The sequence below is a fragment of the Ruegeria sp. C10 genome, assembly GCF_056537805.1.
The window spans coordinates 162,525-175,325 of sequence record NZ_JBQFSC010000003.1 but is presented as its reverse complement, the minus strand read 5'-3'; the positions used below and the strand labels follow the sequence as shown (position 1 = coordinate 175,325).

The window sequence follows — 12,801 nt, the reverse complement described above, 5'->3', positions numbered from 1 at the left end:
AAAATGGGAGCGTATCAATGTTCAAAGTGGCAGCAACCCCGCTGGCGGTACTCTTATCGATGGGCCCGACAACCGCTTTGTCCGAGAGTGGCACCTACGAGCTGGATCCTGGACACAGCCAGGTATTGTTCAGCTACGACCACATCGGGTTCTCAGAAACATTTGGAATGTTCTCAGGTTTTAGCGGTGAGATAAAGTTCAACGAAGATGATCCGTCTGCATCATCTGTCACAGTGTCTATGCCTGTAAAATCTATGATCACGGGCTGGGATGCCCGTTTGCAACACTTCATGTCCGATGATTTTTTTGGCGCGACTGACGGTGACGTGGTCACATTCGCCTCAACCAGCATCGAAGTCACCGGGGACAATTCCGCGAATATTTCTGGCGACCTGACCATGAATGGCATCACCAAACCTGTTGTTCTGGAAACAACGCTTAACAAGTCAGCGCCATACCCTTTTGGCGAAAAGGAGGGCACACCAACCTTGGGGCTGGCAGCAACGGCGACTATCGTGCGGTCTGAATTCGGACTTGGGGCCTTTGCACCAGCGGTGAGCAACGAAATAGATCTCTTGATCAATATCGAGGCGTTAAAAGCTGAATGATGCGTGCAGGGGCACCGAAACCGCGCTGAGCACTCAATCTTTACTTTTGACGGGCTGACAACAAAATGAATGTGCACCTGAGAACATTGGCGGTTGCGACGACGGTAGTGGCATTGATGTGCTCGATGGCGTCCGCGCAAGAGCGCTCTTTGCCGGAGCGCACCTCGCACCGTCCTGAAACGACAAGCGGCGTACCGCATACTCAGATTGGTGTCAAAATTGATGCCGAATTGGCCCAGCTATTGCTGGAGCGAGTTGCTCAATTCCCAGGGGTTACACTTGGCCCCACACGCATATCACTACCTGGCGCAATTGGTTTTCAGCTTGATCCCGACATGTTGTTGTCTCAACCGAGCTCTATCGTCGGTGGGTTTGAATTTGCGCATATGCATCCTGATGGCAGCTTGCACGCTTCGCTGCATCCGGCAATGGCGCGGCGGGCAATTGAGGCTGGCTGGGCCGTAGCTCACCCTTGGGCCAAGCAACGTCCTGGGTGGAGCGGCTTTGTCTTGATATATACACCGACCACACCAGAAGAGTTGGATGTCGTCATCGATCTGGTAGAAAGCTCGTACACCTTCATCACCGGCAAGACATTGGGCTAAGCTCGAATTGTGCGAAAGTGTGCGGGGACACCTGTTTCCTGTCAGAGAGCAGTTTCAGCCACCTTGTTTCTCATAGTCATTTTTTATTAAATTGTCGCCGTGGCGAAGCGCTCGATACCTTCAAGCCATTCACACTAATGGAAGCGGCCGTCCGCTTGTTAGATTTTGCAAAGCTCAGAGTCGAAGTTCCGCTTCGGGCCGCCATCGGTCACAGATGAAGAGAGCAACGGGCTGACACTTTCAGAATGGATATTGCAAAGTGAACCTTTGTTAGTAACGCGAAACGCGCTAACCACTCCACCTCAATTCTAGGTTTCGCCAGCCAATTAGACATTTTGCTCGGCTGTGTGTTTCAACGCAAGTTTTGGAACTTGCCGGCTTAGCAAAATACCCAGGCACATGTTTTAGCCACAAAAATCTATTCGTCTGTTAATTTTGGTTCAGAGGAATTGGTTTAGCTAAAAGGATCACATCGACTGATGAAGCGGAAAATTGCTGCGATCCTAAGCCTCGATGTCGTCGAATATACCAAGCGCATGTCAGAGGATGCTGAGACCACGCTGAACACTCTACAACGCATTTTGGACGATGTGATCAGACCGTTGGTCCATGAAAACAATGGACGAATATTCAAGCTGATGGGAGATGGTGCTTTGGTTGAGTTTGTTGCAGCCACTGACGCAATTAATGCTGCCAGCCAGATTTTCAATCAGATGAGAGATGAAGACGTAACACTTCGAGGAGGTCTCCACGTTGGCGACGTAATGCCAAATGGCGCAGACTTGTTCGGAGAGGCCGTGAATGTTGCGTCGCGCCTTCAGTCCAGCGCGCATATTGGAAGTTGTCTCGTCAGCAAGACAGCTGCTGAAGTTGCAGGAACTTCGCTGGCGGTTGCTTTGCGACCAGAAAGCTCGATACGGTTGAAGGGAATTCCAAATCCAGTGGAAGCCTACTCTATTGACTTAGATGGTGACAAAAGACACGCAAAGAACAAGCTGCTGGCTAACTCTCAAGACGTCCGCTTTGCAAAATCAAAAGACGGTACAACGCTTGCCTGGACATCCACTGGAAGCGGTAGAAAGTTACTGGTCACACCAAACTGGCTCAGGCATCTGGAATACGATTGGACGATGAACACCATCGCCGGGTGGTTGCCGCTGCTTTCTGAAAATCACTGCCTTTATCGGTTTGATGGTAGAAACAATGGCTTGTCCCAGCGGGGCGTGCAGGATGTGTCTTTGAATCGAATCGTCGAAGATGTTGAGGCCGTACTGGACGCAGTCGGGATCGAAAAAATGCCATTGTTTGGCATATCTTTTGGGGCAACCATTGCGGCGGCTTTTGCCGCACATAATCCTGACCGTGTTTCGGGGTTGGTTCTACTCGGTGGATTTGCACAAGGACTCGCGGTGCGTTCACAGCCTGGAATTGCCGCTCTTGGGCAAGCAATGATGGATATGAGTCTTGAAGGCTGGAACGATGAATACCCTTCTGCAAGAGACTTGATGGCCCAGTCTTTTGCTCCAACCGCAAGTCCGCATGACCAGCGCACTTATGCAGAGTTTATGAAAGTGGCAATGGACCATCAGGATTGGCTCAAGATTGGACCACTGGTCGCAGGGGTCGACGTAACCGATCTACTTCCGCGGATCACCTGTCCGGCTCTTGTCATGCACGCTAATCGAGACAGGATGCACAGTGTTGAACAAGGTAGGATATTCGCCTCCGGCATCGAGAATGCGCGCTTTATTGGCCTTGAAACAGCAAACAACACGATGCCAGAGTATGATCCTGCCTGGCCTAAAGCCCTAGTGGAAATTGAGCGTTTCTTGAGTTCAATTTGAGCAGTGTACGTTTTTCTTTGCCAAGCCTTTATTGTTCGAAGGTAAGAAGATGCCGTGCGCCCTTTGATTTTCGATACTGGAATTTGAAAACTCTAAGCTTCTCGTCATCGACCGCTTTGTCCTGATCTCGGAAACTGCAAAGTCTTGTCACGAATGTCCGGTTTGAGCTGAGACCGGTCCTCAACAACCATTGAGCCTATGGCAACTTTGTCCGCACAGCAGACACTGATCGCCTCACCCCGAATGACCGCTCTGCGGACAAAGCTTCCGATAAGTCAGTTTGTTGGGATGTGTGATAACGGCCCTAGCTGCCATTTGGCCCGGCCATCTGATGCGACTGTGCGGACCGTCAGAAGAGACATTCGCCGCGAGCGCTATATCCAATTCAACCCGAACTCGTGGATAGCGGGATTTTTGCCTGTCGTCGTATTGAGAACAGACACGCATTTGGCGACATCTCTAAATAAAGTGATGACCTCAGCTGAACGCATACCTCAATCTCCGGATCGCACACTTGTTGGCGTTGCGCTGATGCTGGCGTTTTGCCTAACCGCTCCTTTGCTGGATGTGTCTGCGAAACTCGCGTCAACCAGTGTGCCGGTTGGGCAGATTACGGCTGCTCGGTTTGTGGTACAATGCGCGTTGATGGCGCCTTTCATCTGGATAATGGGACTGTCGTTGCGCGTGGCGAAAGGTCAGGTGATGGTGCTGGTTTTCCGCTCATTGCTGTTGGTGTTCGCAACATTTTGCTTCATTGCCGCGATCCGCGGTGATGCCCCTTGCCGATGCATTAGCAATCGTGTTCGTGGCCCCGTTCATCGTCTTGTTGGTCGGCAAGTTCTATTTTGGTGAAGATGTCGGCCCGCGTCGCGTCTGCGCGGCGCTTGTGGGGTTTGTCGGGGTGTTGTTCGTCATCCAGCCCAGTTTCGCAGCTTTCGGCGCGGTCGCTATTATTCCGGTAGGAACGGCAGTTGCCTTCGCTTTCTACATTCTTGTGACCCGGGGATTGTCGCGTCGGGTGCACCCCGTGACCCTGCAATTCCACACCGGTCTGATCGCCAGCCTGTTTTGCATTCCAGCTCTAATTGTTGCGCAAGGTTCCGGCTCTGATTTGTTTGATCCCGTTTGGCCAACAGACACCGCTCTGTTGTGGCTTTTGGGCGCTGGCTTCTTCGCGACGGTGAGCCACATGATGATGACCTATGCGCTGTCTTTTGCGCCTTCCGTCACGCTGGCACCGCTGCAGTATTTTGAGCTGCCGGTCGCGACCTTGTTCGGCTATCTTGTCTTCAATGACTTCCCGAATACGCTTAGCCTGATTGGCATTGCGATCATCATCAGTGCAGGGCCGTACATGATACATCGCGAAAGGGTGGCGGCCAGACAGTTGGTCACCGAACGCGCCGTACCTCCAATCTAAGGCTACATGCCCGGCCTAAAGCCGACCTACACATCCTGGTCAAGTTGCTGCGGCGAGGCCCTTCGAACCGGACATTCATCAACAACGCAGCATCAGACCAATAATCAACGTGCGACTCGCGGACCTTCTAGATTTTTGAATTTCAGAGAGCGCTGTCGCAGCACGTGTTCACATGCGGCAGACATAAAGCGATATTGATGCTTGCATTGCCAATCTGGTTATTCAGCACTTCGACTTTTCCAGAATCAAAAGTGCACTTTCTTTGCAACCAAGATCAGTCACGTAATTCGGGCCAACTCGCCATCTGAGTGTATTTGTCGCCTTACTTTTAGTCAAAACAATCAGCGCAAATCTGTGTCACGCCTCTCAAGGTCCAGAACGGCATTGAGTTCATTCTCCGGGTCCATCCAGGCAACCAGGATCGCTTCGTCGTCGATGGCGTAAGTTTCAATTTCTGCTGGGGTCACACGGATAAAGCGCTCATTCCCTAAGAATGCGCCGCCATGGGTCTCTCCGAACACGACACGGATCATCCGAGACCCTGGGGCAAACATACGCAGATACGGATCCGCAGGCTTGCCCATGTTCAAAACCTCTGCCTTGCTGCGAACCCATCTTTCGCCAGCAATGCGCTGCTCAGGACTTCGCAAAGCGGAGACTGCGCCTTCTGCAACCGAAGCGATGGCTGCTGACAGCATGATCGCACCAATCGCCATCTGGGCCGCACCTGCGTTTGTCCCGCTGTACTTCGTCCAGGCAGCAAGGCGCATCAAGCGCCGCCTCGGGTGATAGAGCACGTCGACCGCGTCGCCGACCTCGACCGCGTTCCAAAGGTCTACCGGAGCGACTTCTTTTAGGGAAAATGCGCGCGGGTCATCCAAAAGTTGGAAGCGCAGAAAGTAACGTTTCGAAGGTTTCGTACGATGCCGTTCGTTGCGACCAACGTGGCCCTTCTTGACCCACTTGTCGGTCACGCGCGCCTGCCCAGGTCGGCCGGCTCGCTTTAGATACGTCGAATTGAGATAGTGCCGATAGCCCCGCGCGGTGATGATCAATCCTACTACGCCAAGCGCAACCATCCCAAGAAATGGAAGCCAATTGAAGAGAATGTCGGCTACTGGATCTCCAGGTTGTTGTATTTCTTGGATCATGCGACTGTCTCCTGAGGTGGCGTGGCCGCTAGAAGGTTGCCGGGTGGGCGTGGTGTGGAATCCAGCTAGAAAATGCCACGTCTGAATTTGTCCGGGGTGTTGACCTCATATCTATAGGTCAGGGCGGGCCGAGATCGCCAAAAAACGGAGAATGAAGCTATAACTGGATGTTCTTTCACCAGGTCATGGGCATCGGAATTCTCTCTCTGCCCCGCCCACACGTTTCTGGCACAGATATGGGTCATGGTCCTTCGCAGACCAGCGGAAAGACCCCGACCTCTGGGATCTTAAGCGTGCCAACGGTGATTTGGTCATCGCCTTCATCAGCCGTAATCAGCCGCACGGATGCAACAATGCGATCAAACTCAGGATCGGCGAAATCCAGCAATGTGTGTGTGTTCTCCGAGGCCCCCTGCGCCAAAACAATGGGCAGCGCACCTTCTGTCTCTGTCATGCTCCAGTCCTGTCCATCCGCGTGGATCGTCGCGCTGATAATCGCAAGGCCGGGTACAGATCCAAAGCCAAATGCTACCGCAACGCCTGACTCATCAGGCGCTTCGCAGGAAACAAGAAACGTTGCAAAAGAAGGGTTTGCAATGACGCTTGCCACAAGCGCGAGTGCGATTGTTCGTATTACGATTGGTTCCTCCGTTTACGGCCCATTTCACAGCCTAAGACGTTTCGGCCTCAAAATGAACTGCCAACGCACTGCCGTACTTTTGGTGCCTTTCGGGACATTGGCGATTGGTGGCAATTCAAGTGAATGCCGAAACACTGAAATGTCAGCTCCCTGCTCGCATTGTGAGTCCAATTTCCGATAAGTGCTCAAATGACTGGTTTTGAGGTCGCGTTTCAGCCACTGAATTACCCTCCTGTTTTGGCGCTGATAATCGTCAGGTCATCAAGCATTCAATGGTCGCCATGCCGCGAAACATCCAGCAAGCCGCGATAAGAAACCGTTTGCCTATGTAGATGCCCCCAATGACCGCCGCTTACACGGGCAGTCCAATTGGCGAGAACCTGGTGCTGATTTCTGTCCTCGCCTGGCGCGAAGCTCTCGACATTCAGGTCTGAAATCGCTTCTACACGAGCTATGGCGCCAGAGGGCAAAGTAACCGACAAGCCCCTCCTCCGATCCAACCCGCCGCGGCATCCGCATCCCGTACTGGCACTTGGGGGACAAGACGAACGGAGATCGGCTCGTTCCCACGCGCGGCGCGCATATTCGTTTCGTGCTGAATTTGTGCCAACATTCCCGCGGCTGCGCTGCCGACGAAATTTTCGTCCTCATTCGATAACCTGTGACTATTGCGCTTACGGCCAAGTGCTTTTTGGAAGAAATGCGTTAATCTCGATGTCATTAAATTTTCTCAGGCATAATGCTTTGTTGCCTCCGCCCAATCCGTGCCTTCGTGGTTGATCATTTTCGCCAACCTGTTCGGGCAACTTAACGCCAAGGTGGGTGTTCGTCGAGCGATGTGAGAGTCTGAGCAGCGACCTGATAGAAAATCCAAATTTGTCAGGTTTGAAGGTCAACAACACCAAATTGCACGATCAAATTACCTGTTCTGGTTCAAGCATAACTGACTGAACGGATTATACGGCTATTAGATAAGCAGACACCACCACAGAAAAGTTGAACGGCAGATTTGTCCTGCATCTTGCCCATTCATACGACGCACAGCAAAGGGAGCTCCATCCTGGAGCGGTCGTTCATAGATCTTGCGACGAAGGTGCCAGAAGAGCCCAACTTTGACGTTCACAAAATAGGAAGAAAAGCGGCTTCGTTCTCCTTATTATCCTCAGGAAATGGATCTATAAAGTAAATCTGTTCTAGCCGAAACGAGCCGTCCACGCTTTCCTTGTTATGTGCAATGTACTTATCAGACCAATCCCCGTGCACACTTTTGATTAAAAACGGTTGCTTCAGACGAGAGCCTTCTATTTCCGCAGTTCCGCACGTCAGCCTGCTTGGGTCGAAGGATGCATCTGTTCCGAAAGATATCAATTGTAGCTCGATGTCGGGAGTGGCGTATATGCCAACGAAATCAGAGTGAGCCTTCGATAACTCTGATATCATTTCTGGACGTTTGAGACACTCGGTTGCGGTGCTTATCGCCATGCAATAATCATTCCAGGCTTTGTAGTCCTGACAAAAGCTGCGTATAAATGCTTCCCTGCTCCTGTGATCAGGCCCAGCGAATTCCGGTCGCTTGAACGTTCTCACAAGCCTTTTCCAAAGGGTCAATACTACTCCACGTACAGCTATGTGCGATTCACGCCCTTTAACACTGGACGACCCGTCGAAAGCGTTCAACGAATGAATGTTGGCTTCGTCCGCCCCTTGGTGATTGAGGTTGGTCGCGGCGAAAGGTCGGATTGAAAGCCGACTAACCGAATGGCTTCAATGTCCGGTCTCGTGAAATTTTCTGCGCCAACGAGAGGACGCTGCCGCAGATGCGAGGAAATGCTGCGTGAGCAAAAGCGGCGTCAACAAAAGGCGACTTTGTCCCGCAATCCAGACACTCCGCCAGATTCCCACAACCGCAGTGCAGAGAATGTTCGGTTTGAGCCCATTTTGCCGATTCCTGCAGTGTGCACGAATGACCGCATAACAGATGCAGTCAAGGGCCCAGCATTCGCTTGGCAGCTAAACGCAGTGCTTGATGGGTTAGTACGGTGTCCCCGAAAGCCAAATGCTTAGCGAAAATAATCAAACTAGCGGCTGATTAAACATAGCTTCGAATCCCACGCGCAATAGATTTAACCTAACATCGGAGACGCTATCATGACTGATTCAGGTGCAATTTTCTTTGGCTATCATGCTGACCCATCGCGCTCCAGCTCATTGCAGGCTGCTGCCTACACCGAGCGCAAGTGGTTTGACGCAGACCTTCGCTCCATCCTCTCCAAAACTTGGCAATGGGTGTGTCATGTCGAGAAAACACAAGAGCCGGGATCATATGTAACAGTGGATATTGCCGGTCAACCTATTGCGGTTGTGCGCGACAAAGAGGGTAAGCTCCGCGCCTTTTACAACGTATGCAAACACCGTGCTCATGAACTGCTATCAGGCGAAGGCAATACCACACGGATTATGTGCCCCTATCATGCCTGGGTCTATAAGCTTGACGGGCAATTGGCGCGTGCGCCACATACTGAAAACCTCGAAGACTTCAACAAGGATGAGATTTGCCTCGACGAAGTGCAGGTCGAAGAGTTTTGCGGCTTTGTTTTTGTCAATTTGGATCCGACGGCTGCCTCTTTGTCAGAGCAATCCGGAAACCTGGAAACCGAGGTGCGCCATTGGGCACCAGATGTGGATCAACTCACTTTTGGCCACCGTCTGACCTACGACATCAAGTCGAATTGGAAGAACGTCGTGGACAATTTCCTTGAGTGCTATCATTGCCCTACGGCCCATAAGGATTTTTGTGACCTCGTGGATATGGATACCTACAAGGTTACAACCTACGGCATTTACTCCAGCCATATGGCTGACGCAGGCAACAGTCCAAATACCGCCTATGACGTCTCAAACGCCACGGTAAAAACCCACGCGGTTTGGTGGCTCTATCCTACCACTTGCCTGATGCGATATCCGGGACGGTCCAGCATGATCGTGTTGAACATTATCCCTGTTGGGCCAGATCGGACGCTTGAGACCTATGACTTCTTCCTTGAGACGCCGGAACCTGACGCGATGGAGCTGGATGCAATTCGCTATCTGGACGAGGTACTTCAGGTCGAAGATATCAGCCTCGTCGAAAGTGTGCAGCGCGGGATGAATACACCTGCGTTCACCCAAGGTCGGATCGTCAATGACCCGGACGGGTCCGGCAAGTCCGAGCACGCCGTTCATCACTTCCATGGCTTAGTCTTGGACGCTTACGCAAAAGGTGCCACGTGACGCGGCCAAACATCCTTGTGGTCATGGCGGACCAATTGGCTCCGCATTTCACAGGGGCGTACGGGCATAAGGTCGCCAAGACGCCACATCTTGACGCGTTGGCCGCGCGCGGCATGCGCTTTGATGCAGCTTACTGCAATTCCCCTCTCTGTGCGCCTTCACGGTTTTCCTTTATGTCGGGTCAGCACATCAGTCGCATCGCAGCTTACGACAATGCATCCGAGTTCAAGGCTTCGGTGCCGACATTTGCGCATTATCTGAAATCGCTGGGCTATCGTACATGTTTGGCAGGCAAGATGCATTTTGTCGGACCGGATCAGATGCATGGATTTGAGGATCGTGTGACAACCGACATCTATCCTGCTGATTTCGCGTGGACCCCGGATTGGGAGGCCCCGGACGAGCGGATCGACAAGTGGTATCACAACATGCGAACGGTGAAGGAAAGCGGCGTTGCCCACGCGACTTTCCAGATCGACTATGACGACGAGGTCGGTTTTGCTGCCAAACGCTGGCTGTTCGATGCGGCCCGAGACAAAGCGCTTGGCAATGACGCGCCTTTTGCGATGGTTGCAAGCTTCATTCACCCGCACGATCCATATGTAGCCCGACCAGAATGGTGGAACCTGTATACAGATGATGAAATTGACTTGCCCGCCTTTGTGCCCGCGTTGGAGGATCAAGACCCCTTTTCACGACGTTTATTGGATGGGATCGAAGCGTCTTATGTGCCACTGACCGAGGAAGAAATCCTGCGCGCGCGCCATGCCTACCTGGCAAACGTCAGTTACTTCGACAGCAAAATCGGAGAGCTGGTTCAAACCCTCGAAGAAACGGGCGAGTTGGACAGCACCATTGTGATTGTCACAGCCGACCATGGCGACATGCTGGGTGAACGTGGGCTGTGGTACAAAATGAACTTCTTTGAGCACTCCGCGCGAGTTCCGTTAGTCATGGCCGGGCCGGGCATTGCGATTGGAACGGCGCAGAATGCAGTGTCACTGGTCGATCTGTTGCCGACATTTATCGACCTCGGTGGCGGTGATGAGGCGATGATCGGAGAGCCGATCGACGGTCGTAGCCTTATGCCTCTGGCTCGGGGTGAAGATGATCCAGTTGATGAGGCGATCGGAGAATACTGTGCCGAGATGACGGGCTATCCTGTGATCATGATCCGGCGCGGGCCCTTAAAATATATTCATTGTGATAGCGACCCACCGCAGCTCTATGACCTGAGTGCTGACCCGATGGAAACGAAGAATTTAGCTTCGGACCCAAGCTACTCTGACGCGAAAACTCGTTTTGCAGCTGAAGTCGTCGAGCGTTGGGACGGCAGTGCTTTGCGAAAGAAGATAATCGCCACGCAAAAATCGCGCCGTGCATTACATGCCGCGATGGAGGCCGGTGCCAGCGAGCCTTGGGACTACAACCCGCCGTCCGATGCAAGTCAGCAGTATGTACGCAACAATTTGGATTGGACAGTGGCTGCACGCCGCTACCGCTATCCGCCATTGAAGGATTGAAACCAATGATGCTGAACGGAAAAGTTGCTCTCGTGACTGGTGCCCGCGGTGGAATCGGGCGCGCGATTGTCGCTCGGTTTCTAAGAGAAGGCGCAACGGTATTTGCCGCTGACCTCACACCGGAAGGGTCGTTAGATCAGCACGATGATGATGGCAGTCATTTTGTTAAGCTGGATGTGACTCAAGAAGCAGACTCGGTTGCGGCGATGGATCATGTGCGCGCCGCACACGGAAAGTTGGACATCCTAGTGAACGCGGCGGGGATCGAGATCGAAAAAACGGTTGAAGAGACCACGTTGGAGGAATGGAATCAAAGCTTTGCGGTTAATTCCACGGGCACGTTCCTGACCTCGAAATACGCCATCCCATTGATGCGCGAAGCGGCGAAGACAGGGAATAGCGCAAGCCTTATCAATTTTGGCTCCTACGACGGGTTCATCGCAGATCCAGGGCTTGCGGCCTATTGCGCGACCAAGGGTGCAGTTCACGCTTTGACCCGCGCAATGGCTTGCGATCATGGCCCAGAAGGTATCCGGGTGAATGCCATCTGCCCTGGCTATATCGACACTCCAATGCTGCAGAGCTTCTTCAACGGCGATGGATCCGGCGGAGGAGGTGGCAACATTGAAACGCTGCAAAAGGCCGTGCGCGATGTTCATCCAATGCGGACCTACGGGACGCCCGAGGATATTGCAAATTTGGTCAACTGGCTTGCCTCGGACGAGGCGCGCTATGCCTCTGGCCAGTTGTGGGTTCTGGACGGGGGGCTGTCTGCACAAGTGCAGCAGATGAAGCTCTGATGCCCAAGCCAGTCATTATCACTTGCGCGCCGACCGGAGGCATCCATACGCCGTCAATGTCTCCGCATCTGCCGATTACACCGGCCGAGATTGCGACGGCCAGTATTGAGGCGGCCCAGGCAGGGGCATCAATCATTCACCTGCACGCACGGCACCCGGAGACAGGAAAACCCGATCCCCGACCTGAGCTGTTCAAGCAGTTTCTACCCGTAATCAAGCAGTCCACCGATGTTGTGATGAATGTCTCGACCGGCGGCGGCTTGGGGATGTCGATGGATGAGCGGCTGCGGGCGGCGACATCTACCAGCCCAGAGATGGCATCGCTCAACATGGGATCCATGAACTTTGGTATCTTTCCGATGCTGCAGAAATACACCGAGTTTCAGCACGACTGGGAACGGCCATTTTTGGAGATGACGGAAGACTTTATCTTTCCCAACACTTTCAAAACAATTCGTTACGCCATCGAAAAACTTGGTGGAGATCACGGCACCAAGTTCGAGTTCGAATGCTATGATCTTGGACATCTCTACAACGTCAAATGGTTCGTGGATCAGGGCCTGATTAAACCGCCATTTTTCATTCAGATGGTATTTGGCATCTTGGGTGGCGTTGGCGCAGATGCCGACCATCTGACCCACATGCACAACACAGCCGATAAGCTGTTCGGAGCAGAGAATTACGAATGGTCGGTCCTTGCCGCTGGTCGTCACCAAATGCCATTTGCGACCCAAAGCGCCATGCGGGGCGGTAACCTGCGTGTCGGTCTCGAAGACAGCCTGTTCATCGGCAAGGGTGAGTTGGCAAAATCTAACGCGGAACAGGTCACGCGCATCCGATCAATCGTTGAAAACCTTGGCCTTACGGTCGCGTCGCCAGCAGAAGCGCGCATGCGGCTCGCACTAAAAGGCGGCGATCAGGTTGGCTTCTAAGGAGATGC

At 52.8% G+C, this 12,801-nt stretch carries 10 protein-coding genes and 1 pseudogene; 8 read left to right on the top strand and 3 right to left on the bottom strand.

What is annotated here, in order from left to right; all coding sequences use genetic code 11:
• Positions 1 to 17 precede the first annotated feature (17 nt).
• The 4 genes and pseudogenes from ACR0DE_RS14710 to ACR0DE_RS14695 all read left to right on the top strand — a co-directional run bounded on the left by ACR0DE_RS14710 (position 18) and on the right by ACR0DE_RS14695 (position 4,477).
• Positions 18 to 608: a YceI family protein gene (locus ACR0DE_RS14710; protein ID WP_480753977.1), complete on the top strand. Its 591-nt coding sequence runs from the start codon at positions 18 to 20 to the stop codon at positions 606 to 608.
• A 65-nt stretch (positions 609 to 673) separates the two neighbouring features.
• Positions 674 to 1,213: a luciferase domain-containing protein gene (locus ACR0DE_RS14705; RefSeq protein WP_480753975.1), complete on the top strand. Its 540-nt coding sequence runs from the start codon at positions 674 to 676 to the stop codon at positions 1,211 to 1,213.
• A gap of 479 nt (positions 1,214 to 1,692) precedes the next feature.
• Positions 1,693 to 3,057, top strand: a complete 1,365-nt coding sequence (locus ACR0DE_RS14700) for an alpha/beta fold hydrolase (RefSeq protein ID WP_170612273.1) — start codon at positions 1,693 to 1,695, stop codon at positions 3,055 to 3,057.
• Between the two features lie 471 nt (positions 3,058 to 3,528).
• Positions 3,529 to 4,477: pseudogene (locus ACR0DE_RS14695) on the top strand (DMT family transporter).
• Positions 4,478 to 4,818: 341 nt separating this feature from the next.
• Here the strand turns inward: ACR0DE_RS14695 and ACR0DE_RS14690 are convergent.
• The 3 genes from ACR0DE_RS14690 to ACR0DE_RS14680 form a co-directional block, all read right to left on the bottom strand.
• Complete coding sequence (locus ACR0DE_RS14690) at positions 4,819 to 5,628, bottom strand: hypothetical protein (protein WP_480753973.1); 810 nt, start codon at positions 5,626 to 5,628, stop codon at positions 4,819 to 4,821.
• A 241-nt stretch (positions 5,629 to 5,869) separates the two neighbouring features.
• Positions 5,870 to 6,082: a hypothetical protein gene (locus tag ACR0DE_RS14685; RefSeq protein WP_170395513.1), complete on the bottom strand. Its 213-nt coding sequence runs from the start codon at positions 6,080 to 6,082 to the stop codon at positions 5,870 to 5,872.
• Positions 6,083 to 7,387: 1,305 nt separating this feature from the next.
• Entirely contained in the window at positions 7,388 to 7,750 is a 363-nt protein-coding gene (locus ACR0DE_RS14680) for a hypothetical protein (RefSeq protein ID WP_480753971.1), read from the bottom strand.
• A gap of 666 nt (positions 7,751 to 8,416) precedes the next feature.
• On the opposite strand from ACR0DE_RS14680, the gene ACR0DE_RS14675 reads away from it, so the two are divergent.
• Genes ACR0DE_RS14675 through kce form a run of 4 tightly spaced genes read left to right on the top strand, consistent with a single transcriptional unit; the run spans position 8,417 to position 12,793 of the window.
• Positions 8,417 to 9,538 carry an aromatic ring-hydroxylating oxygenase subunit alpha gene (locus ACR0DE_RS14675; RefSeq protein WP_480753969.1) on the top strand — a complete coding sequence of 374 codons (1,122 nt, stop codon included), beginning with the start codon at positions 8,417 to 8,419 and terminating at the stop codon, positions 9,536 to 9,538.
• Entirely contained in the window at positions 9,535 to 11,061 is a 1,527-nt protein-coding gene (gene betC, locus ACR0DE_RS14670) for a choline-sulfatase (protein WP_480753967.1), read from the top strand. Before ACR0DE_RS14675 ends, betC begins: the two co-directional genes overlap by 4 nt.
• A 5-nt stretch (positions 11,062 to 11,066) precedes the next feature.
• On the top strand, positions 11,067 to 11,861 hold the full coding sequence (locus tag ACR0DE_RS14665; RefSeq protein WP_170395498.1) for an SDR family oxidoreductase: 795 nt from the start codon (positions 11,067 to 11,069) through the stop codon (positions 11,859 to 11,861).
• Positions 11,861 to 12,793 carry a 3,5-dioxohexanoate:acetyl-CoA acetone transferase gene (gene kce, locus ACR0DE_RS14660; RefSeq protein ID WP_170648587.1) on the top strand — a complete coding sequence of 311 codons (933 nt, stop codon included), beginning with the start codon at positions 11,861 to 11,863 and terminating at the stop codon, positions 12,791 to 12,793. Before ACR0DE_RS14665 ends, kce begins: the two co-directional genes overlap by 1 nt.
• Positions 12,794 to 12,801 lie beyond the last annotated feature (8 nt).